Raw genomic sequence first — 23594 nt, forward strand, 5'->3', positions numbered from 1 at the left:
CCTCGTCGCTGCCACCGACGAGTGGCTGTGACTGTCTGACGTCCCGCTCGCGGTTTCCTCAGGGCCTGGCCGTAGGGGACGATTCATGCGAGCTGTAGTGATCGACTCTGCTGGACATTTACATCTGGAGCAACGCCCGGACCCGGTGGCGGGACCGGGAGATGCGGTGGTCCGCGTGCGCGCCGCCGGTCTCAACGCCGCCGACCTACAGCAGGCACGGGGGGACTATCCGGCACCGCCGGGATGGCCGGCCGACGTGCCCGGCCTGGAAATCGCCGGTGAAGTCGAGGACGTGGGGAGCGCCGTTACCGGGATCTCCACCGGAGACCGCGTCATGGCGCTGGTCGGTGGCGGCGGTCACGCCGAGCGGATCGCCGTCCCTGCCGATCTCCTGCTTCCGGTGCCAAATGCCCTGTCCTGGCAGGAGGCCGGCGGCTTCCCGGAGGCCTTCAGCACCGCCTGGGACTCGCTGGTCACCCAGGCCCAGGTCCGCGCGGGCGACCGGGTGCTGATCACCGGAGCGGCAGGCGGCGTGGGAACGGCCATGGTGCAGGTTGCCGCGGTTTCCGGAGCGCATGCCGTGGCAAGTGTGCGCCGCCCCGAGCTTCACCACCAGGTGAGGGCGCTCGCCCCGGACGGTGCACGCGTCGACGTCGTCACTCCCGCCGATGAGGCGCAGCACGGGCCGTACGACGTGATCGTGGAACTCGTCGGCGGACAGGACTGCCTGCAACGGGTCACCCTGCTGCGCAGCCGCGGCAAGGTTCTCATCGTCGGGGTGCAGGCCGGCGCCACGGTCCCGCTGCGGATGTTCGACCTCATGCTGGTGCGCGGCCATCTGATCGGAACGACCCTCCGCGGCCGCACACACGCGGAGAAGGTGCTGCTCGCCGACCTCGTTCGCACCTCGGTCGTTCCCCTGCTCGCCCAAGGCCGCTTGCGGGTCCCCGTGGACACGGCCTTCTCCCTCGACCGGTACGCCGAGGGTTACGCCCGGCTCGCCGGCCCGGGAAAGTTCGGCAAGGTCATGCTGACGTGCGGGTGACGGTGCGCTTTCGATACGCGCCCCAGGGGAGAGACACCCCCTGGAGGAAGGCTCCCCTGGAGAAAACATCTCCTGGCGGAGGACGTCTCCTTATCCCGTGCCGCTGATGCGCTCCGGCTCGATGACGAAGAGCACGCGCTCCTCGTCGCGGCCCCCGTACCAGGGGTAGGGCTTGCCGAGGTACTTCTGGGCGAGCTGCTCGATGTGCTCGACCGCGCCCTCGGTCGTGGTCTCCACCACCCGGCCGCGCACCTGGAAGTAGCGCGAGGGGTTGTCCGGGTCGGAGACGGCGACGGCCACGCGGGGGTCGCGCCCGATGTTCCGGGTCTTCACATGGCTCCGGACGCTGTTGATCAGCACATGGGTGCCGTCGGTGTCGACCCAGGTCTGGGTCACCTGAGGGGAACCGTCGGGCATCGAGGTGGCCAGAAAGCAGGTGCTCGGCCGGCGCAGAAGGGCGAGAAGTTCAGAGGGAAGGTGCACAACGGTCTCCCGGCCGGTCGGAGCGGCGGCGGTGTGGTGCTCCTGTGCCGCCGGGTGTTCATGCGCTGCTCGTGAGGGGCGTGGTGGAGCATATACGGGCTGGTCCGCGCCGTGATCTTCGGGCGGCGCGCGGGAGGGGCCCGACGGACAGGGCCCCGAAGCGGGACCTTGCCGGCCGCGGTCTCGTGTCCGCCGTCCTCTTCCCCGGGTGCCGTGGGCAGCTGCACTCCCACCCCATTCCCGCACCGGTGACCCGGTGTTGGGTGGCGCGCAGCAGTTGTATCCAGCCGCTATGCTTGCTGGATACAAGCAATGTATTCGGCGGAACGACGACATCACCGCGAAGGATCACGACGATGAGTAAGGGCACGGTCCATGCATGCGACCGGGCTGCCGCGCAGGTCACCGCCTCGTCGAGGCTGGACGAGGCGGCCGCCGGGCTGGGGACCGAGATCGTCCGCTTCTCGCGGCTGATCGCGGCATGGAAGCAGCGGGCCAAGACCGACGGCGGCGCCGCCGACCGGGTGCTGCTGGCCAGGCTGGTGGTCGGCGGGGACCAGCGGGCGACCGATCTGGCCGCCGACGCGTTCCTCGATCTGTCGACCGTCAGCCGTCAGGTGCGTTCGCTGGTCGAGCGGGGCCTGGTGGCCCGTCGCCCCGATCCGGAAGACCGCCGTGGGTCCTTGCTGGCGGCGACCGGGGCGGGGCGCGCCGCTTTTGCGCACTACCGGGCTCAGCGCGACGCCGAACTGGCCGGGCTCCTCGAACCGTGGTCGCCCCAGGACCGGGCCGACCTGATCCGGTTGCTGGGCCGTCTCAACGAGGACATGGCAGGACGACAACACACACGGCTGACGCCCGGGGGAGACCAGGGAGCCGCCGTGGAGCAGGGAGACATACGTACATGAGCACAGCCACCTCCCCGCCCGCCGCGGGAGCCGAGGCGATACCCGAACCTGGAATCCTGAGCCACCGTCAGATCCTCACCATCCTCAGCGGCTTGATGCTGGGGATGTTCCTCGCCGCGCTCGACCAGACCATCGTCAGCACCTCCATCCGGACCATCGCCGACGATCTGCACGGCCTCAGCCAGCAGGCCTGGGCGACCACCGCCTACCTGATCACCTCGACGATCGCCACTCCGCTGTACGGCAAGCTGTCCGACCTGTACGGCCGCAAGCCGTACTACCTGGCCGCGATCACCATCTTCGTCGCGGGGTCGGTGCTGTGCACGTTCTCCACCTCGATGACCGAACTCGCCGCGTTCCGGGCGATTCAGGGCCTGGGTGCCGGTGGACTGATGTCGCTGGCACTGGCGATCATCGGTGACATCGTCCCGCCGCGGGAACGTGCCCGGTACCAGGGCTACATGCTGGGCACCTTCGCCACCTCCAGCGTGGCCGGGCCGCTGATCGGCGGGGCGCTCGCCGGACAGGACCAGCTGCTCGGCATCACCGGCTGGCGCTGGGTCTTCCTGGTCAACGTGCCGATCGGCATCGTCGCGCTGTTCGTGGTCGCGAAGGTGCTCAACATCCCGCACACCCGGCGCGATCACCGCATCGACTGGTGGGGAGCGTTCACCATCTCCCTCGGCGTCGTTCCGCTGCTGCTCGTCGCGGAGCAGGGCCGGGAGTGGGGCTGGGACTCGTCCCGGTCGATCGCCTGTTATGGCATCGGTGTCGTCGGCATCATCGCCTGGATCTTCGTCGAGCGGTGGATCGGCGATGACGCGCTGATCCCGATGCGGCTGTTCCGCAACGGCACCTTCAGCAAGACCAGTCTGCTGTCCGTGCTGATCGGTATGGGCATGTTCGGCGGGATGCTGATGATCCCGCAGTACCTCCAGATCGTGAAGGGCGCCAGCCCCACCAAGTCGGGTCTGGAAATGCTGCCGTTGATGGCGGGCATGATGATCGCCTCGATCGCCTCGGGCCAGATCACCGCCAAGACCGGCCGCTACAAAATCTTCCCGATCATCGGCACCGCGCTGATGATCGCGGCGATGCTGCTCTTCCACTTCAGGGTCCAGTGGGACACGCCGCTGTGGGAGACCATGGCGTACATGCTGGTCTTCGGCCTCGGCCTGGGCGGCTGTATGCAGACCCTGGTGCTCGCCGTACAGAACGCGGTGCCCCCGCGGGACATGGGCGTGGCGACCGCCTCGTCCACGTTCTTCCGTCAGATGGGTGCCACCGCGGGTACCGCGATCTTCCTGTCGGTGCTGTTCAGCACGGTCGGTGACAAGATCTCCGCGGCGTTCAAGGACGCCGCCTCCACCGAGCGTTTCCAGGCCGCGCTGCACGACCCCGCGGTGCTGCACGACCCCGCCAACAAGCCCGTGCTGGACATGCTCAAGCACCCTGGCAACGGCAACTCCTCGGGTGTGCTCAGCGATTCGTCGTTCATCCAGCACCTCGACCCCCGGCTGGCCGAGCCGTTCAAGCGCGGCTTCGCCGACTCGATGCACACCGTGTTCCTCATGGGCGCGATCGTCGTGGCCGTGGCCTTCCTGCTGATGTGGTTCATCAAGGAGGTGCCGCTGCGGCAGATCTCCGGTCTGCAGGCCCGTGCGCAGGCCGACGCCGAGGCGGAGTCCGCCAAGGACGCGGCAGGCGCCGTCGACGGTGCGGCGCACGGTGCGGAGGGCACGGCGGAGGGCGCGGACACACGGACGGCGGCCGAGCCGGCCGATGTCCCGGTCGCCGACGCCGTGCCGGTCCTCGCCGCGATGCCCGCGGGCTCCGCGGACCGCGGAACCGGTGCGACCGGTCCGGTGATCCGCGGGACGGTGCGGGACGGCGACGGCAGGCCGGTGGCGCAGGCCGCGGTCACCCTCATCAGCGTCGGCGGCCGGCAGCTCGGCCGTACGTCGTCCGGGGCCGACGGTGGCTATGCGCTGCCCACGACGGGTGCCGGCACCTATGTGCTGATCGGCTCCGCGGGGGCCCGCAGGCCGCAGGCCGTGACCGTGGTGGTGGGCGGCGAGCCCGTCTCGTTCGACCTGACCCTGAGCGGTGCGGCGGGTCTCTCCGGCGAGGTCCGCGAGGAGAAGGGCGACGACCCGGTGGCCGGCGCACTCGTCGTGGCCACGGACGTACGCGGCGAGGTCGTCGCCTCGGGCGTGGCCGGCCAGGACGGCGGCTTCGCGTTCGGGGAACTGACCCCGGGCAGCTACACCCTGGCCGTCAGCGCCGAGCACCACCGCCCGTCCGCCCTCCAGGTGGAGGTCACCACCGGCAACCGCAACTGGTACGAGGTACGGCTGACGCTCGGCGCCCAGGTCCGTGGCACCGTCCGGACGGCACGCGGCGGACCGGTGGACGACGCCCGGGTGACCCTGCTGGACCCGGCAGGCGACGTGGTCGCCATCGCCACCAGCGGTCAGGACGGGGAGTACGTCTTCACCGACCTCGACAGCGGTGAGTACACCCTGATCGCCGCCGGCTATCCGCCGGTCGCCGCCCCGCTGCATGTGGGGGCTGCCGGACAGAGCGCGTTCGACATCGAGCTCAGCCACGACCCGGCGAGCTGACGAACGGCGAACGATGCAGGTGAGGGGCCCGGCGGGGAAGGCGCGGCGGGCCCCTCACCCGTGACCGGCCGGCACGCGGGGCCTATCGCACAGGGCGCCGGAGCACCCGCGGCACCCCGCTCCCGGGCCGGGCGCCCCCACCGGGTTTGGCGCTGCCGCCCCGCCCTACGTAAAGTTCCGCCGAAGCTTGAATAGAACACACGATCCCAGGGAAGCGGCAGCGGCAATGACGGTGACCGAAACAGGCCGGGCCGATGGCACGGGTATCGACTCGGAGCGGATGGCGGTCTGTCTGAGCGTGCTCGAGGAGCTCGACGCGCTGCCCGTCGACCACCCGGACGCGATCGCCATACGGCGCGCCACCGCCGGTATCTACCGCTCGGTGAAGCAGCGCCGCCGCCAGGAACGCCGGGCGGCCAAGACCGCCAACGACAGGGCCGTGACCGCGGCCACGGCCACCGGTGCGCCCGACCGGATCGACGACGAGACACAGGGACTGGCCCTCACCAGCTCCGTGACCACGGAGATCGCCGGAATCCTGGAGCGGCCCAGGTCCTGCTACACCTGCAAGTCCCGCTACGTCGAGGTCGACGCCTTCTATCACCAGCTCTGTCCGCCCTGCGCCAAGGAGAACCGGTCCCGCCGCGACGCCCGCACGGACCTCACCGGCAGGCGCGCGCTGCTCACCGGCGGCCGGGCGAAGATCGGCATGTACATCGCCCTCCGCCTGCTGCGCGACGGCGCCCACACCACCATCACCACCCGTTTCCCGAGTGACGCCATCCGCCGCTTCAAGGCGATGCCGGACAGCGCGGAGTGGCTGCACCGACTGAAGATCGTCGGCATCGATCTCCGTGACCCGGCCCAGGTCATCGGGCTCGCCGACGCGGTGAGCGCCGAGGGCCCCCTGGACATCCTGATCAACAACGCCGCCCAGACCGTCCGCCGGTCGCCCGAGGCGTACGGGCAGCTGCTCGCCGCCGAGTCCGCCCCGCTGCCCGCCGGGGAACTGCCCGCCTCCCTCGTCCTCGGCCACTTCGGCAGCGGTGCCCCCGCCGCCCTCACCGCCGCATCCGCCACACACAGCACCTTGACTGCCGAGGACATCACCGCCCTCGCCCTGACCACCGGCTCCACCTCGCCCGCCCGTATCGAGGCGGGTACCGCGATCGACGCCGGCGGCCTGGTACCGGATCTGCACGCGACCAATACCTGGATCCAGAAGGTGGACGAGGTCGACCCGGTCGAGCTCCTGGAAGTCCAGCTGTGCAATATGACCGCGCCCTTCCTGCTGGTGAGCAGGCTGCGCCCGGCGATGGCCGCGGCCGCCGCACGCCGCAAGTACGTGGTCAACGTCTCGGCGATGGAAGGCCAGTTCAGCCGCGGCTACAAGGGCGCGGGCCATCCGCACACCAACATGGCCAAGGCGGCGCTGAACATGCTCACCCGCACCAGCGCCCGGGAGATGCTGGAGAGCGACGGCATCCTCATGACGGCCGTGGACACCGGCTGGATCACCGACGAGCGCCCGCACCCCGACAAGATGCGACTGGCCGAAGAGGGCTTCCACGCTCCCCTCGACCTGGTCGACGGGGCGGCCCGGGTGTACGACCCGATCGTCCGCGGCGAGATGGGCGAGGATCTGTTCGGCTGCTTCCTGAAGGACTACGCCCCCGCGGCCTGGTGATCCGGACCGCCGGTCGCCGCAGGCCGGAGGGGGTTCCCGGCGTGCGGTCCGACCGGCGGCTCCTCGCCGGTTCCCGGTACGGGAAGACTGGTACGCAGCCTTCCCAGGAGGGCTCTGGCGGCGGGGCCGGCGGGCCCCTCCGTCCGCCAGGTCAGGGCGACCCGGCCGCGTGGCCGCGGCGCGGTGATCTCCAGAATCCGCAGACCGGCCGCTGAGGCCTCGGCCGCCGGCAGCACTGGGATGACGGCCACGCCGAGGCCCCGGGCCGCGAGCCGCGCCAGCACATGAGGGGCGGCCGCCTCGAAGGCGATACGGGGGCGGATCCCCGCTTCCGCGCAGGCACGTTCGAGCACCCCGCGCAGACCCGTACCGCGCGGCAGACTGATCAACGGGCGCTCGCGGAGGGCGGCCAGCGGGACGCTCGTACGGTCCGCGTGCGCCGCCAGGAGGGGGTCGCCCGGCGCGACGGCGGCGACCAGGGGCTCGTCGACCACGACCTGGCAGGAGACGCCCGGCGGCGGTTCCTCGGCCGCGAGGCCGAGCACGGCGATGTCGAGGTCACCGTCGTGCAGGGCGGCGAGCATCCGCTCGGAGGTGTCTTCGGTGAGGGAGATCTCGACCTGCGGGTGCTCATCGTGGAAGTCGGCCAGCAGGGAAGCCAGATCGAATCTGCGGGTGCTGGCCCCCGATACCAGGCCGACCCGGACGCGACCGCGGAGCAGCCCGCTGAATTCGTCCACGGTCTGCCGTATCTCCTCGACGGCGCCGAGCGCGGCCCGCGCATACGTGAGGACGGCCTCGCCCACCTCCGTCAGGGTCACCGAACGGCCGGAGCGGTCCAGGAGCGGCTGCCCCAACTCCCGCTCCAGCTGCCGGATCTGAGCGCTCACCCCGGGCTGCGCCAGATGCAGCCGAGCGGCGGCACGGGTGAAGTTGGCCTCCTCCACCACGGCGACGAAGTACTGCAACTGCCGAAGTTCCATAACTCCTGATTCTAAAGAGGAGAACAGCCAGCTCTTGGACTTATGGCGAAGGGCGCAAGATCCTTGCAATCAGGGGAAGTTCGAGAGCCGGATGCCCTGGGGGAGGAGAACACGGATGACGCAGAGGACTGTCGAAGCGGCGATCGCGGCCGAACGCCGGGAACTGGCGGACCTGTTGGACGGCCTGACGGACGGGCAGTGGGAGGCGCCGACACTGTGCGCGGGGTGGCGGGTGCGGGATGTCGCAGCCCATATGTCGATGGGGTTCCGCTATTCGCTCCCCAAGATGGCCGCCGAACTCTTCAGAGCGAGGGGGAACATTCACCGGATGGCCGACCGGTGTGCCCGCAGGGACGCGGCCGCCGCCTCGACCGGCGAGCTCGCCGACCACCTCCGGGACAATGCGCACCACCCCTGGAAGCCGCCGGTAGGCGGCATCACGTCGGCGCTGGGGCATGACGTGGTCCACGGCCTGGACATCACCGTCGCCCTCGGCCTCGACCGGCGGGTTCCCGAGGACCGGGTGCGCATCCTCCTGGAGAAGGTCACCCGCAAGTCCGCCGCATTCTTCGGAGCCGACCTCGGCGGTACCGAGCTCCGGGCCGACGACCTCGACTGGTCCTTCGGCACCGGAACGCCGCTGTCCGGCGCGGCCCAGGATCTGCTGCTGGTCGCGTTCGGCCGCAAGCTCCCGCCCGGCCGCCTGCACGGTGAACGGCACCAGCAGTTCGTCACCGGCTGACCCGCACGGCACGACCGCCGGGGGCCAGCCGGCCCGGCGCAGCCCCCGGCCCGGCGCCCTCGGGCCCGGCACCGCCGGCGAGGATCAGCCGTCCAGCCCGTGGCGTGCCAGCAGCGGCGCGAGCTCCGGGTCCCGCCCGATGACCGCGCGGAATGCCCCGAGCGGGTCGACACTGCCGCCCTTGCTGAGGAGCTCCCGGCGGAAGATCTCCCCGCTCTCGCGGATGGTCTTCCCGTTCTCGCGGAACCAGCGCACGGTGTCGGCGTCCAGCACCTCGGCCCAGCGGTAGCCGTAGTAACCGGCCGCATAGCCGCCGCTGAAGATATGGGCGAAGTACCCCGTGCGATAGCGCGGCGGGATCGCGGCCGGCGCGAGGCCGTAGCGCTCCAGCGCGGCCGCCTCGAACGCCTCGGCCTCGTCGGTCCCCGGTGCCTCGCCGTCGGCGGAGAGGGTGTGCCAGGCCCAGTCCAGCACCGCGGCGGCCTGGTGCTCCACCATCCGGAAGCCCGCACCAAAGTTTTCCGCCTCGCGCAGCCGGACCGGCAGTTCGGGCGGCATCGGCTCGCCGGTGACGTGGTGCCGGGCGTAGTGGGCCAGCACCTCCGGCCAGTCCGCCCACATCTCGTTGACCTGGGAGGGGAACTCGACGAAATCGCGCGGCACCCGGGTGCCGGACAGCAGCGGATAGCGCACATCGGAGAACAGGCCGTGCAGCGCATGCCCGAACTCGTGGAAGAGCGTGTGGACCTCGCTCCAGGTCAGCAGCACCGGCTCGCCCGCCGGAGGCTTGACGACATTCAGGTTGTTGACCACTACCGGCTTGTGGCCGAGCAGGTGGGACTGCGGCACCAGTGCGTCCATCCAGGCGCCGCCCCGCTTGGACTCGCGGGCGTGGAAGTCGCCGATGTACAGGCCGAGCGGGCTGCCGTCGGTGTCGTGCACCTCGTAGATGTGGGCGTCCGGGTGGTACGACACCAGGTCGGGGCGCCGGGTGAAGGTGATCCCGTAGACCAGCTCGGCGGCGTGGAAGACACCGTCGTGCAGCACGGTCTCCAGCTCCAGATAGGGCCGCAGCGCCGCCGCGTCGAGGTCGAACCGCTCCTTGCGCACCCGCTCGGAGTAGTACTGCCAGTCCGCCGCGCGGATCTCCGCCACCCCGGCCGCCTCGGCCAGGGCCGCGCCCTCCCGCTCGGCGTTGGCGACGGCGGGGGCGACCAGCCGGCCGAGCAGCTCCTCGACCGCGTCCGTGGTGCCGGCCGTCCGGTCCGCGACCTCCCAGGCGGCATGGCTGGGGTAACCGAGCAGGGCGGCGCGCTCGGCACGCAGCGTGGCCAGGCCGACGGCGACCGGCCCGTTGCTCTCGATGCCGCGCCCGAGGGAGGCGGCGAGCAGCCGCTCGCGCAGCGCAGGGTCGTCGAGCGAGGCGAGCTCGGTCTGGCAGGAGAAGTTCTTCAGGCTGACCACGAACTTGCCTTCGTGCCCCAGCGCCCGGGCGTTCGCGGCGGCGGCCGCGATCTGGTCCTCGGGCAGGCCGGCCAGCTCCTCGGCACGCTCCAGTACGAGAGCGGCGGCCGCGGTGGCCGACCGAAGGTTCTGCCCGAACTCGGTGCACAGGGCGGCGATCTCGGCATTCAGCTCGCGCAGCCGCCGCTGCTGCTCCGGGCCGAGCCGCGCACCGGCCCGGACCCGGTGGGTGTGGTGGCGCTCCAGCAGCTGCAACTGCTCGGTGTCCAGTCCGAGTTGCTCGCGCCGCTCGAAGAGCGTGTCCAGCCGGGCGAACAGGGCGGCGTCGAGCAGCAGCGCATCGTCATGGGCGGCCAGCAGCGGAGCGATCTCGACCTCGAGCGCCTGGACCTCCTCGTCGGTGTCCGTCGCGGTCTTGTTGAAGAACACTCGGCGCACCCGGCCCAGAACCGCGCCGCTGCGCTCCAGCGCCTCCACGGTGTTCTCGAAGGTCGCCGGCTCGGCGCAGGCACCGATCGCCGCCACCTCGTCCAGCTGGTCGGCCATTCCACGGGCGAAGGCAGGGGCAAAGTGATCGTTCCGGATCCGCGCGAAAGGCGGCAGTTCGTAGGGCAGATCACTCGGCTCGAAGAAAGGGTTGGACGTCGTCACAAGGGCCGAGACTACGCCCGGGGGCGATGCCCGGTCCCGCAGTCGCCCCATCACGCCGGTGTGCGGGGGGTGGTTGCCTCCCGCAATGTCCGGCGGCGGGCCGGGGCACGAGGGCGCGACCTCACGCGTCGTCCCGTCCCGGGAGCACCCGCCGTATGACGAGTGCTCCCGCTCCTGCCGCGGCCCGGTCTTCCGGGCCCTTCCCGGTGAGCGTCGTGCGGCCATTCGTGGTGTCATCGAAGCGAGGCAAGCAATAAATACTCCTGTGCAGGAGGAATCATGGCCAGCAAGCTGCGAGCCCGAGACATCATGTCCGGCGGAGCGCACTGTGTGGGTGCACATGAGTCGTTGATGGATGCGGCGAAGATGATGCGGGATCTGGGTGTCGGGTGCCTGCCCATCTGCGGCGACAACAACCGGCTCATGGGCATGATCACCGATCGCGACATCGTCATCACCTGCTGTGCCGAAGGGGTCGACCCGATGACGGTGCAGGCCGGTTCCATGGGCGGGAAGGTCCACTGGATCGATGCGGACGCGGACGCCTCCGAGGTCCTGCGGACCATGGAGGAGCAACACATCAAGCGCCTGCCGGTGATCGACGTCAAAGGCGGCCACCGGCTGGTGGGAATGATCACCGAGGCCAACCTCGCCAAGAACCTCAGCGACGCACAGATCGCGGAATTCGTCAGCCGGGTGTACGCGACCGCCGGCTGAGGTGCCTGTCCGGGCGACGGCAGGCAGGCACCGAGGACGACCCCTTCGACCGATGGGCCACCGCGGCGGGCGGTGGCCCCACCCGTTAACCTGCGGTGATCAACTTTTCGCCCACAGCTCTGGGCACCTCCTCGGATTCGCCATGACGAAGGGACTCTTCTGTGTCCATGCCCTCCCCGCCGCAGGGTGGCTACAACGCGCCGCAGGGCGGTCAGCCCCCTTACGGCCAGCCGCCCCAGGCGCCGTACGGGCAGTCGCCGCAGGCTCCGTACGGGCAGCAGCCCCAGGCGCCCTACGGGCAGCCGGGCCAGGCGCCCTACGGCCAGCCGCCGCAGGCCCCGTACGGCGGGCCCGGAATGCCGCAGCAGGGCGGCTACCCCGGTGGCCCGATGCCGTCCGGCGGCGGCCCCGTGTCCGGTGGCCCCGGCGGCCGGCCGCCGCGGCAGGTGCGCATACCCGGCTTCGTCCGCGCCCTCGTCGTCTTGCTGATCTTCGGTGGGGTTGCCGCATGGGTGGTGCTGCACCAGGACGAGTACAACGCCGAGGCCCACAAGCGCCCCAAGGTCGACCCGCGCAGCGTCGGCCTCGCCAAGGTCGGCGACTGTCTGGAGCAAACGGGCGGTACGGACGACGAGCCGGTCCTCAGGCTGATCGACTGCGCGAAGCCGGGTGCGAAGTACAAGGTCGCCAAGACCGAGGCACAGTCCGAATGCAAGCCCGGAGAAACCGGCTACCGGCAACTCAACGGCCACTACGAGACAGTGAACCTCTGCATGACGCGGGTCGGCGGGAAGACCGCCGCCCCGTAGGGCCGCGCTGCACCGGCCGTCACATGTGCGGCCCCGCCGCCACGCCCCGCGGTGGCCCGTCCCCACCGACGGGCCACCGCAGCGTGAAAGAGCGGAGTATCAGCGGTATTCCCCTGGGGTGGACCAGGGAATTCCCGCTATTCCGTGAGGAGTTCAGTGAGCTCCGGAACGAGGCACGGCCAGTCGCATGCCGGGGAAAATCAGGTGCGGATTCGACCCGATCACCCGTCGGTTCAGCCGGTGGAATTCCCGCCAGCCGAGGCCGTGCGCGTAGGCGATGCCGCTGACCGTGTCGCCGGCGTTGACGACGACCGAGCCGTTGGTACTCCGATGGCGTCCCACTTTGTATCGCTTCTCGTGGGACTGCGGATGGCGGGCCCGCGCCCGGGCCGACGGGTCCGCCTGCCGCTGCGGCGCGGAGCGCGGGGCGGTGGTCCGCGGAGTGCGGTGCGCGGTGGCCGAGTTGAGTCCCAGCGAGGACGAGCAGGCCGGCCAGGCGCCCCAGCCCTGACGTGCCAGTACCCGTTCCGCCACCCGGATCTGCTGGGACCGGCTCGCCCGCGCCGCCCGTGACGCGTAGGCTCCGCCACCGAAGGAGTGCCAGGTGGAGTGGGCGAGCTGGAGCCCGCCGGAGAATCCGTTCCCGGTGTCGATACGCCAGTTCCCTCCGCTCTCGCACCCGGCCAGGCGGTCCCAGGTCCCGCCTCCCCGGGCCTCGGCGGGCTGCCCGGACGCCACGTTCAGCGCGCCGGCCGCGAGCAGGACAGCTGCTGCCGTGATGCCCCGGACACCGTAACCCCGGAATTCACTCCGGGCAGGCGATTCCGAAACCTGCGGAATTTCCATGCGTCTACTCCCGTCGCTCGCCGCACAGTTTCCTGGCGGTCATTCAAGAAACCTGACGCGTTTGCGGTGTTCGCGTTCGAATGGTGCTCGAACCGCGATTTCCGTGCGGCGCCATGAATTTGACGGGGAAGAGACAACCATGCCGAGAGTTCGCCTCGGCAGAGCGCGCGGTAGCGCCGCCGCGGCCCGGCCTGCCCCCTTGCCGTCGGAGCGCGGCCGTGCTTGGTGTATCCGCACCTGTTCAGACGGGCAGGGGCGCACCCCTCGCCCCGCAGGCGCATCGCACCCCCGAGTCCGCCGATCATGTGCCCGGCCCGGGGGTGTCCGCCGAGCGCACCCGGCGCACTCGATGCACGCGCTGCGCAGGTCCGCATGCACCGCGCACGGGCCTCCGGCAGTGCAACGGCCCGTTGTGCCCTGGTGCAACGGCGCGTTTCGCACGGGTACGGCTGGTCGTAGCGGCAGACCCCCGGCTGCCGGCGGCCGGCTGACGGCAGCCTCAGCGCCAGGGGGTGAGGGGCACGCTGTCGCCTCGTCCCGCCGTCGGGCCGGGGAGCGGAGCCCGCCGACGCCGCTGACGCCTACGTGTTCACGGTCCCTGCCATGCGTCCACCATCAGCCGCCCGTCGCCGTCCTGGTCCAGCGCCGCGAAAGCCGCCGCCGCCTGGGCGTCCGAGTACCCTGCCGCGCGGTGCACCGTCGCGAAGTCCGCCAGCCTGACCACACCGTCCCCATCGGCATCGGCCAGGGCGATGGTCGCGGCGACCGACGGCCCCACGACCCTGCCGAGGGCCCCCGACTCACCGGCCCGCGCGAACGCTGCGATGAACTGCTCCCGGTCCAGGCGCCCCGCACCGTCCACCTCCGCCAGGGCCGCGAGCTCGTCGAAGGTGTTGCGCATCCCCGCACGCAAGGCCTGCGCCTTGGCGGACTCTTCCGGTTCGCCCACCGCTTCCGTCAGCGCGCGCGCCCGCTCGGTGAAGTCCTGCGCGGTCAGGTAGCCGTCGCCATCGGTGTCGTACAGGGAGAAGCGGTGCTCGTACTCGGCACGCAGGGCATCGTTGATCATGCGTCGTCCTTCCGGAGGTGTGGCTCCCGGCGGAGCCCGGGGAGGCGGCCGTTCGCGGGGTGCCGCGACCACCCGCCATGAGCACAGTAAGTTGCGACGGGATTGCGGAGTGTCATCGAGGGGTGGCGTGTTCGGGGTCCGTCTCATGGGGAGCGGTGGCGGGCCAGGGGGGTGATGTGGAGCACCGGCAGGCCGTTAAGGCGAAAAGACGTGCGATTTCATGAGGGATATCACATAGGATCGCGCTCCAAAGTGAATAACTGTCGCAGTCACCCCCACAGGCGGATATTCCTCCGTCGAACCGGACCGGGTGGCGGCGCAGGGGGGAAGGAAACCGTCATGAAGTCGTCCCGTCTCCGGCATCGCCTCGCCGGTACCGCAGCCGTCACCGTCCTGGTCGGCGCGGGTGCACTGGCCGCCGCGCCGTCCGCGGTCGCCAAGGCCAACCTCCTGACCATCAACAAGGTCGCGATGCACGCGCCCGACCTACAGGTGAAGGTCACCTACTCCTGCGACCCGGGCATGAACCATCAGCTGGTCGCCAACGCAATCAAGACTGGCCGGCCCGGTCCGGAGGAGCCGGTCGCCGCCGGCACCCTCAAGACGGACAAGCTCACCTGTGACTACAACAGTCACGCGGCCCAGATCACCATGCGCACCGCCCTCGGTTCCCACTTCGACAAGGGCGAGAAGGTGAAGGTGGCTGTCTTCTACTTCGACGACGACGGATTCAGCTACGCGCGCCAGGAGACCGTCGTGGTGCTGTGAGCCGCGGTCGTCGCCCCGGCGGACCGGACCGGATGCCCGTCCGTCCGCCGGGGTGGCACGCCCGGCCGGCCCGTGGCGACGTATCAGATATTTCGGGTCGGTCACGCCTGCAACCGACGGGTCGGGCAAACAGTCCTACGGGGCATGAAAAGACAACTGAACGTGGGTATACGGCGGTCCGGCGCCGGTCGCCGGGCGGGCGCGGCGCTCGCCCTCACGGCGCTGACCATCCCGCTGACGGTGGCCTTCGGCTCCACGGCCCAGGCGGCCACCGCGTCCTCGTGCACCGCGAGCCGCGGCCCCTACCAGAAGCAGGCCGAGAAGTTCCTCGGGCTTCCGGTGGACGGCCGGCAGTCGGCGGCCGACTGCCGGGCGATCCGTGCCTTCCAGACCAGCCACGGCATCACCCCGAACATCGGCTACGCGGGTCCCGTCACCTGGGGCGTGATGAGCGTCGTGGCGCAGCAGAAGGCGGCCGGGAGCAACCCCGACAAGGCCCGTAAGTGCCCCACCGACAAGGGCCGGATCGCCTGTGTCGACCTGACCCGTCAGCTCAGCTGGATCCAGGACGGATCGAAGCTGGTGTTCGGGCCGGTGCCGATCCGCAGCGGCCGCGACGGCTACGAGACCCGCACCGGCGCCAAGAAGATCTACTGGCGCAACCTGCACCATGTCTCGACGATCTACCACGTGGCCATGCCGTACAGCCAGTTCTTCGACGGCGGTCAGGCGTTCCACTCCATCAGCGGCAGCGTCTGGTCGGCCCCCGGCTCGCACGGCTGCGTCAATATGCGCAGCAACGACGCCAAGAAGTACTGGTCCCTGCTCAAGAACGGTGACGACGTCTACGTCTACGGCCGTAAGTCCGGTACCTGAGCCCCGGACCGGGGGCGCCGGGCGCCGCCGCGGGGGGGGGGGGCCGAGCGCCCGATGGCGGGAATGCCACCGGGCGCCCTGCCGTCGTCACGCCGACCGGCTCCGTCCGGCCGGAACCGGCTACGCCCGCTTCTGGGCACTCGGGGCGGACGGCATCGCACAGGCAGCCGTACCGCCCGGCATCCGCCGTCGGTTGTTGGCGATGACGCGGTACGCACCGTGGGCGAGCCACCGCACGGGCGGGAGCGTGAGCAGTGCGCCCACCACCGGCCACCCGCCCCGTGCGCTCATCAGCAGCTTGGCGACAGCCTGGGCGCCACCGTGCACGGCGCCGCCCGGGGTCACCCACAACACTTCGTGCTCGGCGCGCTGTTGAGCGATGCCGAGCTCTGCGAGATCGGTGAACTGCCAGGGCGTTGCCTCACAGCGCGGCCGCAGACGCCGCTCCGCGAACCGCACCGAGGACGTGCAGAAGGCGCAGTCGCCGTCATAGACAAGTACGGGTTGCCGCTGCATCGTTCCGTCACCTCTCGCGCGGGTGCCCTGGCGATCACCATGATAGGTGCATGGGCACCGGGCCCGGAGGGGGACAGACGTCCACTGCGGGCCATGACGCGGCCACCGGCGGTGGGGCCGGTGCTCGGCAGCCGCCCGTGAAGGGATCTTCGGGAAGCCCCCTGCCAGGTGCGGCCGGCCGCTAGGGTCTGCGCCTTCGGGCGGCGTCGGAGCCGGACGAGGACGGCGGCGAGCCCCGTCCAGGCTGCAGTTCCGGCAGCTCGGACAATGCCTGGAGCCCCTTGAGGAAACCCGCGCGGTCGGCAGCCGGCAGCTGGGTGAGCAGTCGCTCCTCGCCCTGCTGGATCGCAGTCTGCACCGCATCCCGCAGTCGTCGGCCCGCTGCGGTGAGGGACAGCAGGCGTACCCGCCGGTCCTTGGGGTCCGGCTGACGGCAGATCAGCTCCCGTGCCTCCAGGTCGTCGAGCACGGCGATGATGCGGGTCTTGTCCGCCCGGATGGCCTCGGCCAGCGCCGCTTGTGTGCGGATCGGTGTCTCGTCGAGGTGCAGCAGCACCGAGTACGCCCACATCGTCAGACCGTGCGCGTCGAGGATCGGCTGCTCGGCGGCCATGAGCGCACGGCCCAGGGGCGCGATCATCGCCGCCAGATCGGGACGGGGCGGCCGCCCCCCGGATGTGGTGCCGCTGTCGGCTGCGTTCTCGGCCATGGTCATGAAAATACCCGTTGACAATTCATGTGCTCACGCTGATCGTAAGCGCATGCATATGAATAATGCGCATCGCGAGGGCGCGCCCCCACCGAACGCGGACTTCGCACGCCTCCGGCACCTCGACGCCCGGGCGGTCCGGGACAGCGTGACCCTGATAGGCCGGATGACCCCCGCCGACCTCCGCAGGCCAACCCCCTGCTCGGCGTGGACACTGGCCGATCTGCTCGCCCATATGACGGCCCAGCACAACGGGTTCGCGGCGGCAGCACTCGGGCACGGGCAGGATCTGTCGCACTGGTCGGTCGGACCGCTCGGCGCGGACCCCGTCGCGCGGTACCGCGACGCAGCCGAACACGCCCTCGCGGCCTTCGCGACCGTGGAGAGCCCCGACCGTGCGTTCACCCTCCCCGAAATCACCCGCGCGCGGACGTTCCCCGCCGCCCGTGCGATCGGCTTCCACCTCATCGACTACGTGGTGCACAGCTGGGATGTCGCCCGCACCCTGGATCTCGCGTACGTACCCGGCTCCGAACTCCTCCAGGCCGCACTGCCGATAGCCCACGCCGTCCCGGACGGCGACTCCCGGCTGGTCCCGGGCAGCGCTTTCCGGCCGGGCCTGTCCGTGGCCAACGACACGGGCACCCTGGAGAAGATCCTGGCGGCTCTCGGCCGTGCGCCGGACTGGCGCACCCCCCTCCTCCCCGACCACCACCCCGGTCCGGAGCGCGGCGCGGGCCCGGACACCACTTCCTGAGGTCCGGGCGCAGCCGGGCGGACGGCCTGCTGAACTTCCGCACGCAGGGGGAGGTTTGGTGCTGCCAGGGCATTGTCAGTGGTCCATGTGACGATCGCTTGCGTACGGATCACTGCCTGTCAACCGCCGCCGAAGGGAACCGCCCCCTGTGACCGCCAGCTCCCGCTCTGCGCTCCGTTTCGCGCTGAGCCTCGCCGACCCCGATACCGCCGACGCGCTCGCCGAGCGGATGGCGCCACAGCTGCTGGGCGTTCTCTCCGACCGCTTCGGGCTTCCGGAGGAGGTGGTGGAGGAGCTGTTGGGCGCGGACCCCGTGCAGATGCGGGCGGCGCTGACCATAGATCCCAAGGAATGGCTCATGGCGGCGGCGGAGACCGGCGATCCGGTGGTCGGCCGGGCGTTGTGGCATGCGAAGTACCGCAATGACGCCGGGTACCAGGAACACGCCATGGAGGAGATCCCCGGCCTCCTGGCTACCCTTCTGTACGCCGCCGACCTCGCGGATCCGCGCTGGTACGAGGACGACGGTCTGTTCCCGCTCTTTTATGAGGAGCTCACAGGCCCCCTGCTCGTGGCGATCCTGACCAGCGGGTTCCCCGGGGTGAACGCCCTTTCCCTCGCGGCGTTCGCGGTGCACCTCCCGCCGCCGGTCGTCGTGGACACCTGCCTCAGCCTCCTGGAGATCTGGGGCAGCACCGAACCGTTCGCCCTTTTCCTCAGCCTGCTCGACGACCTCCCGGACCTGGATACCGGGCATCCATGGCTGCCGGGTCTCCTGCGGCAGGTCCTCGATGCCCCCGATCCGGCATCGTTCCTGAGGGAGCACCGGCCCGCCGGGGAGTGGGCGGACCCGGAGCATCTCCGCGCGCTGCTGGCGCTCCGTTACGGTGACATCCGGGACGTCCCCGAGACGAAGCCCGACGGTCTCGACTGGGATCTGATCCGCCGTGAACACCAGCGCCTCCCCTTCGGCCCGGAGAGCCCCCGGTGGCCGGGCTTCCGGTACGACACCCCGCTGAGCCGGCTCGCCCGGTGGGAGGGCTGTCCCGCGGACCTGATGATGGAGAGCTTCCGCAACTACCCCGCCGGGACCGCGCTGGACGCCGCCGAGCTGCCCTTCGAGGCGCTCGTCGGGCCCGAGGCGCAGACGAGGGCGATACACCTCCCGCCCACCCTGGAGCGCGGCATAGGCAGCGGCCGGTATTCCGTGGACCGGGTGCTGGCCGAAGTGGGGCCGGCGGTGGACGTGCTTGACTCGCTGCCGTACGACCACGCACCGACCCGCAAGGCCGTAGCCGGGCTGCTCGCCTGGCTGGGCACGGATCCCGTCAACTGGCTGACGTGCTACGCCCGGATGGGGCGCGCCCGTGGCAGTGTCGCCGAGCTGATCGTGGACGTCACCTCACCGAACTCCCGCAAGAAGCGCTGCACCACCTGGCCATGGCCTCAGGAGGCGAAGTTCCCGGTCGGCCACCCCCAGAGCTCCCGGGCGGCATTCCTCGCCATGTTCCGGTGTGCCACGGAAGAGGTCCAGAAGGCCGTCGTCCCGCACCTCGACGCCCGGGCCGTGCAGTATTTGCTGGTGTTCGGCGAGCCCTCCCCGGCAGTCCGCGACGCGGTGGTGGCCGCCCATGGTCTCCCGGCCCAGACCGCGATGGCCGCCTCGTACCACCTCTCGGACGAGCAGATGGACTACCTCCTGGATCTCGACGAACCGACGGTGGACGCCCAGCTGTTCCGCCACGCCCCCCTCGACCGGCCCGAACGGGAGCGGCTGCTCGCCGGACGGCTGCGGGGCGGCGGTATCCGCCCGGTGCCCGAGGAGCTGCTCGCGGTGCTGGAGGACATCACGGTCAACGACCACCGCGACTGGTTCCTCGCCGGCCTGGAATCCGGCGACCTCGGTGTGGCCCGTATGGTCGTCGGCCGACTGCGGCTCCATGTACCGGCCAGCCGCACCCGGTTGCTGATCGCCGTATGGGAGCGCGGCGGCCCGGAGGCCGTACGGGAGATCCTGGCCATGGACCGTCTTCCGGCCCTGCTGAAGCGGTGGACGGAGCGGGCCCTCGACGCCCCGGACGGTTTGGGCCGGTTGCGCGCCCGGCTCGCCGAGGAGGAGTCCCCGGCCGGGCTCACGGAGTTCCTCACCGCGACCAGGGATCCTGGTACGCGATTGCGCCGGCTCGTCGCCGAGGGCTACCAGCGGCCCTGGGAGGGGCTCATGGCGGCCCACCACGCCGACGGCCTCCCTGCCCCGCTGGTGAACGAGCTGGTGGAGCACCCGGACTGCCCCCGCGAACTGCTGCCGGCTGCCCTGGCGACCACTCCCGAGGCCGGGGCGGACTGGCTGCGTGACGCTCTGCGGAGCGGCCGGCTGGCCCTCGAAGACCTCATGACCTGCGCCGCCCCCGCTCGCGCCGCTCTCGCCTGCCTGCGGCGGTACGCCGACGACCGGACCGGTGCCGCGGCCCGGCAGGCAGTGCGTGAACGGGCCGTGGCACTGACCGGGGAGCATCTGGGTACGGACGTCGAGGCGTGGTCCGTCTGCCTCCAACTGCTGCCGACCTTTGCCGGAACTCTTCCCGAACTCGTCGTGGCAGCAGGGGAGATGGCGCGGCGACGAGGAACAGACCGCCCCCTGCGATCTACCTGGCCCGGCAACTCGCCGGCCGATCCGGCCACCGTGGACATCCTTGCCGAGCGGCCGCGCCCAAGGCCCGTGTCGGACACCGTCTGCGACAGGCCGATGCACGCGTAGGGATTTCCCTACGTTTGACAGGTAGGGAGATGCCTACCTATCGTGAGTGCCATGAACATCACTCACGCCTCCTTCCTCACCCTCCCGGTCTCCGACCAGGACCGGGCCCTGGCGTTCTACACCGAGGTCCTCGGCTTCGAGGTCCGGGTGGACCGCCAGGTCGGGTCCATGCGCTGGCTCCAGGTCGCGCCCAAGGGGGCCCAGACCGTCTTCACGCTCTCCGGCCCCGGGATGGGTGATTTCCTGCCCGGCTCCACGCAGGGGATCATGTTGGTCACGGCCGATGTCGACGCCGACTGCGCGAACCTGGCCGCGGCCGGGATCGAGGTGAACGGGCCGGACGACGTTCCCTGGGGACGGATGGCCGGCTTCCGTGACCTCGACGGTAACGGTCTGATGCTGCTCACGGAGAAGGGCTGACGCCATGGTCACGACGGGTGCCGACGAGGACCGCGTGTTCGCCGCGCTCGCCAACGGTACCCGCCGCGAAGTGCTGCGGCTGCTGCGCGAACGCGGTCCGCAGCCCGTCCAGTCCCTCGCCGACCACTTCGACATGCGCCGCCCCAGCCTCTCGGAGCATCTGAAGGTGCTGCGGGAGGCCGGTCTCGTCTCGGAGGCGAGGGCGGGGCGCCAGCGGATCTACCGTCTGGACGCTGCGCCCCTGGCCGAGGTGCAGGACTGGCTCCATCCGTACGAGCGGTTCTGGCGCGACAGGCTCATGGGCCTGGGGGAGCTGCTCGACCGCATGCCGGACGATGAGACATGACCTCAGCTGTCGAAAACCCAGGAGATCCGGAAGACCTCACCACCGTCCGGGTCGATCAGTTCCTCGCCCATCCGCCGGCCAAGGTCTGGCGTGCGCTCACCGAGCCCGACCTGATCGCCCAGTGGCTGATGCCGGCGGACTTCCGCCTGGAGGTCGGCCATCGCTACACGATGACCACGCTCCCACGCCCCAACACCGGCTTCTCCGGCACCGTGGCGGCCGAGGTGCTCGCATACGAAACCGGGCGGATGCTCAGCGTCCGGTGGACGGATCGGTCCGCCGCCCATGCCGCCGACTGGACGATTACCTGGACCCTTGAAGCGGAAGGGCGCGGCACCCGCCTCTTCCTCGTGCACGAGGGATTCGACCCGGACGACCCGGCACAGATGATGGCCCGCAAGATCATGGGGAGTGGCTGGCGCTCGTACGTCATGGACGCGCTCCGGGATGTGGTGGAGCGGCTGTAACTGCCCGGGTGCCTCGCATACACACCCTGCCGCGGCCCCGACGCCGCAAGGGCCACCGCCGCCGGGAACGGAGGTGTGACATCGGTTCTCGCAGAGGGCGGGTGGCTCTCCGGCACATGTCGCACGGGCGAACCACGATCACGGTCGGGTGAGATGTGCGGGCCATCGCGGCGACCGATGTTGCCTCTGGCGCGAAAGGAGGGAAAGAGGGGAAAGGGGTAGAGGGTGCGCGAAGTCACCGACCCCTTGCTGGATCTCGTCCGTTGGCACAGCGAGCCCATCGTCGCCCAGACGTTCCGCTCGACCGTGGCCGCCGTGATCTCCTATGTCGTCGCCCTGCTGCTGAGCAGCGAACCGGCGCCCCTGACCGCACCACTGACTGCCCTGCTCGTCGTCCAGGTCACCCTGTACACCACCCTCACCACCAGTGTGCGCAGGGTGAACGCCGTCGTGGTGGGGGTGGTCATCGCCATCGGCTTCAGCTCCCTGGTGGGCCTGACCTGGTGGAGCCTGGGACTGATCATCCTCGCGTCGCTGGTGATCGGTCGTTTTGTCCGGGCCGGTGAGTTCGTGCCCGAGGTGGCGATCAGCGCGATGCTGGTGCTCGGGGTGACGACGACGCGGGTGGCCGCGACGGCTTGGGACCGGGTGCTGGAGACGCTGATCGGCGCGGTCGTCGGGCTGCTCTTCAACATGCTGTTCGTGCCACCCCTGTGGGTGCAGCCCGCCAGTGAGGCAATCGAGGGCCTGGCCGCCAGGATGAGCCGGTTGCTGCTGAGCCTGGGCGACCAGGTGACGGGGCACACGTCCGTCGTGGAAGCCGCGGCCCGGCTGCACGAGGCGCGGCGGCTGGATCACGACATCGTGCAGGTGGACGAGGCCCTCCGGCAGGCGGAGGACAGCCTTCGGCTCAACCCCCGCGTCAAGGAGGGCCTGCTCTCCCGTGTCGTCCTGCGCACCGGGCTGGACACCCTGGAGATCTCCGCGGTGGTGCTCCGCACGGCCTGCCGCACACTGACCGACCTCGCCAAGGCGAGGACCGACGAGTCACTCTTCCCTCCGGCCATCGCCACCGCCCTGCGGGAGCTGTTCGGCCATATGGCCCGCGCGATCGAGAGCTTCGCGGTTCTCATCACCACGCAGGTCAGTGCCAACGCGGAGGAAGCCGAGGACCGGCTCGTGGAGGAGCTCGCCGCCAGCCGCGAGAGCCGCGAGATCGTCGCGCACCTCCTCCTCGACACCGTGCGCGACCATCCGCGCCAATGGCAGCTGCACGGCGCGCTGCTCGCCGAGATCGACCGGATCCTCGACGAGCTGGACGTGGCGAAGCGTTCCGAGCGGCTGGTGGAGGAGCTGAACCGCCAGTCCCGCGAACAGCGGGAGAAGTTCCGGTTGGTGGACAAGCTGCGGGGCCGGTTGCGCCTGGGCCGGCCGGGGCGCCGCACCACGGACGTTGCACACTAAGGCGTCACACCGGCACGGTCATCGGCTCGGTGCAGCTCGGTCGGCCGCGGGCAGCTCAGCGGGCGGCGGGGGCGGCGGCCGGTACGTTCCCGGCCCGGCGGTAGAAGTCGAATTGGGTCACTCCGTTGTAGCCGTAGCTCTCGGGGTGGAGTTCGTGCAGCGCGACGCCGGACCGGGGAAGCGGACCGAGGAGGTTCGACAGCAGCTCACCGGCCTGGGCGATGAAGGCCGCCTTCTCCGCGGCGCTGTTCGTGCCCACGGTGATACTGGCCTCCACGTGTGCGTCGCGGACGCTGGTCAGGGGCCTGCCGTCGACGTAGTAGCTGCCGGCCGGAACCAGGTTGATGTGGACGATGGTCCTCGCACTGGACTTGTGCAGGACCGAGACCGCCAGCCGGGTCAGCCCCTCGGCAAGGGCGCGCTGGACGTCGGCAGTGAGGTCGGGGTCGGTGACGGTGACCCGGAAATACGGCATGGCTCTCCTC

Annotated in this window: 23 protein-coding genes; 15 read left to right on the forward strand and 8 right to left on the reverse strand. The window is 70.6% G+C overall.

Features of this window, described 5'->3' with window-relative positions:
- Positions 1–85: 85 nt before the first annotated feature.
- Complete coding sequence (locus tag K7C20_RS34670) at positions 86–1045, forward strand: alcohol dehydrogenase catalytic domain-containing protein (protein WP_030077259.1); 960 nt, start codon at positions 86–88, stop codon at positions 1043–1045.
- Positions 1046–1135: 90 nt separating this feature from the next.
- On the opposite strand, the gene K7C20_RS34675 is transcribed toward K7C20_RS34670, so the two are convergent.
- Complete coding sequence (locus tag K7C20_RS34675; RefSeq protein ID WP_030077265.1) at positions 1136–1528, reverse strand: PPOX class F420-dependent oxidoreductase; 393 nt, start codon at positions 1526–1528, stop codon at positions 1136–1138.
- A 356-nt stretch (positions 1529–1884) separates the two neighbouring features.
- Here K7C20_RS34675 and K7C20_RS34680 point away from each other — a divergent pair, with 356 nt between their 5' ends.
- From K7C20_RS34680 to K7C20_RS34690, 3 genes are all read left to right on the forward strand, one after another.
- The gene (locus K7C20_RS34680; protein ID WP_053208972.1) at positions 1885–2436 is read left to right on the forward strand and encodes a MarR family winged helix-turn-helix transcriptional regulator; all 552 of its coding nucleotides are present in this window, start codon (positions 1885–1887) and stop codon (positions 2434–2436) included.
- On the forward strand, positions 2433–5060 hold the full coding sequence (locus K7C20_RS34685) for an MFS transporter (RefSeq protein ID WP_030077267.1): 2628 nt from the start codon (positions 2433–2435) through the stop codon (positions 5058–5060). The genes K7C20_RS34680 and K7C20_RS34685 overlap by 4 nt, the downstream gene beginning before the upstream one ends.
- A gap of 226 nt (positions 5061–5286) precedes the next feature.
- Positions 5287–6747 (forward strand): SDR family NAD(P)-dependent oxidoreductase, encoded by a 1461-nt coding sequence (locus K7C20_RS34690; protein WP_030077269.1) that lies wholly within the window; start codon positions 5287–5289, stop codon positions 6745–6747.
- Here the strand turns inward: K7C20_RS34690 and K7C20_RS34695 are convergent.
- Positions 6726–7730, reverse strand: coding sequence for a LysR family transcriptional regulator (locus K7C20_RS34695; RefSeq protein WP_030077271.1), 1005 nt, complete (start codon positions 7728–7730; stop codon positions 6726–6728). The genes K7C20_RS34690 and K7C20_RS34695 overlap by 22 nt on opposite strands.
- A 115-nt stretch (positions 7731–7845) precedes the next feature.
- On the opposite strand from K7C20_RS34695, the gene K7C20_RS34700 reads away from it, so the two are divergent.
- A complete protein-coding gene (locus K7C20_RS34700) occupies positions 7846–8472 on the forward strand; it encodes a maleylpyruvate isomerase family mycothiol-dependent enzyme (RefSeq protein ID WP_030077273.1) in 627 nt (208 codons plus the stop codon).
- An 84-nt stretch (positions 8473–8556) separates the two neighbouring features.
- Here K7C20_RS34700 and K7C20_RS34705 read toward each other — a convergent pair whose 3' ends face one another.
- Positions 8557–10587, reverse strand: coding sequence for a M3 family metallopeptidase (locus tag K7C20_RS34705; RefSeq protein ID WP_053208971.1), 2031 nt, complete (start codon positions 10585–10587; stop codon positions 8557–8559).
- A gap of 279 nt (positions 10588–10866) precedes the next feature.
- On the opposite strand from K7C20_RS34705, the gene K7C20_RS34710 reads away from it, so the two are divergent.
- Both K7C20_RS34710 and K7C20_RS39130 read left to right on the forward strand, forming a co-directional pair.
- Positions 10867–11304 carry a CBS domain-containing protein gene (locus K7C20_RS34710; RefSeq protein WP_030077276.1) on the forward strand — a complete coding sequence of 146 codons (438 nt, stop codon included), beginning with the start codon at positions 10867–10869 and terminating at the stop codon, positions 11302–11304.
- Positions 11305–11471: 167 nt separating this feature from the next.
- Positions 11472–12113 carry an LppU/SCO3897 family protein gene (locus tag K7C20_RS39130; RefSeq protein ID WP_053208970.1) on the forward strand — a complete coding sequence of 214 codons (642 nt, stop codon included), beginning with the start codon at positions 11472–11474 and terminating at the stop codon, positions 12111–12113.
- Positions 12114–12266: 153 nt separating this feature from the next.
- Here K7C20_RS39130 and K7C20_RS39135 read toward each other — a convergent pair whose 3' ends face one another.
- Positions 12267–12959, reverse strand: coding sequence for a transglycosylase family protein (locus tag K7C20_RS39135; RefSeq protein ID WP_030077280.1), 693 nt, complete (start codon positions 12957–12959; stop codon positions 12267–12269).
- Positions 12960–13548: 589 nt separating this feature from the next.
- Positions 13549–14028 (reverse strand): EF-hand domain-containing protein, encoded by a 480-nt coding sequence (locus K7C20_RS34725; protein WP_053208969.1) that lies wholly within the window; start codon positions 14026–14028, stop codon positions 13549–13551.
- A 339-nt stretch (positions 14029–14367) separates the two neighbouring features.
- Between K7C20_RS34725 and K7C20_RS34730 the strand changes: the two genes are divergently transcribed.
- Positions 14368–14796, forward strand: a complete 429-nt coding sequence (locus K7C20_RS34730) for a hypothetical protein (protein WP_030077283.1) — start codon at positions 14368–14370, stop codon at positions 14794–14796.
- Positions 14797–14940: 144 nt separating this feature from the next.
- Complete coding sequence (locus tag K7C20_RS34735) at positions 14941–15672, forward strand: L,D-transpeptidase family protein (protein ID WP_053208968.1); 732 nt, start codon at positions 14941–14943, stop codon at positions 15670–15672.
- 120 nt (positions 15673–15792) lie between these two features.
- Here the strand turns inward: K7C20_RS34735 and K7C20_RS34740 are convergent, their stop codons facing one another.
- Complete coding sequence (locus K7C20_RS34740; protein ID WP_030087360.1) at positions 15793–16188, reverse strand: thiol-disulfide oxidoreductase DCC family protein; 396 nt, start codon at positions 16186–16188, stop codon at positions 15793–15795.
- A 181-nt stretch (positions 16189–16369) separates the two neighbouring features.
- Entirely contained in the window at positions 16370–16897 is a 528-nt protein-coding gene (locus K7C20_RS34745; protein ID WP_030087359.1) for a MarR family winged helix-turn-helix transcriptional regulator, read from the reverse strand.
- Positions 16898–16949: 52 nt separating this feature from the next.
- Here K7C20_RS34745 and K7C20_RS34750 point away from each other — a divergent pair, with 52 nt between their 5' ends.
- From K7C20_RS34750 to K7C20_RS34775, 6 genes are all read left to right on the forward strand, one after another.
- Entirely contained in the window at positions 16950–17654 is a 705-nt protein-coding gene (locus K7C20_RS34750) for a TIGR03086 family metal-binding protein (protein ID WP_048830162.1), read from the forward strand.
- 148 nt (positions 17655–17802) lie between these two features.
- Positions 17803–20412, forward strand: coding sequence for a hypothetical protein (locus K7C20_RS34755; RefSeq protein WP_030087357.1), 2610 nt, complete (start codon positions 17803–17805; stop codon positions 20410–20412).
- A gap of 51 nt (positions 20413–20463) precedes the next feature.
- Positions 20464–20832, forward strand: coding sequence for a VOC family protein (locus K7C20_RS34760; protein WP_030087355.1), 369 nt, complete (start codon positions 20464–20466; stop codon positions 20830–20832).
- A 4-nt stretch (positions 20833–20836) separates the two neighbouring features.
- Complete coding sequence (locus tag K7C20_RS34765; RefSeq protein WP_030087353.1) at positions 20837–21178, forward strand: ArsR/SmtB family transcription factor; 342 nt, start codon at positions 20837–20839, stop codon at positions 21176–21178.
- On the forward strand, positions 21175–21645 hold the full coding sequence (locus K7C20_RS34770) for an SRPBCC family protein (protein ID WP_030087351.1): 471 nt from the start codon (positions 21175–21177) through the stop codon (positions 21643–21645). The genes K7C20_RS34765 and K7C20_RS34770 overlap by 4 nt, the downstream gene beginning before the upstream one ends.
- A 225-nt stretch (positions 21646–21870) precedes the next feature.
- The gene (locus K7C20_RS34775) at positions 21871–23109 is read left to right on the forward strand and encodes an FUSC family protein (RefSeq protein WP_053208793.1); all 1239 of its coding nucleotides are present in this window, start codon (positions 21871–21873) and stop codon (positions 23107–23109) included.
- Between the two features lie 55 nt (positions 23110–23164).
- On the opposite strand, the gene K7C20_RS34780 is transcribed toward K7C20_RS34775, so the two are convergent.
- Positions 23165–23584, reverse strand: a complete 420-nt coding sequence (locus K7C20_RS34780; RefSeq protein ID WP_030087347.1) for a tautomerase family protein — start codon at positions 23582–23584, stop codon at positions 23165–23167.
- Between the last annotated feature and the right edge of the window lie 10 nt (positions 23585–23594).

This window comes from Streptomyces decoyicus, assembly GCF_019880305.1.
Taxonomy (GTDB): Bacteria; Actinomycetota; Actinomycetes; order Streptomycetales; family Streptomycetaceae; genus Streptomyces; species Streptomyces decoyicus.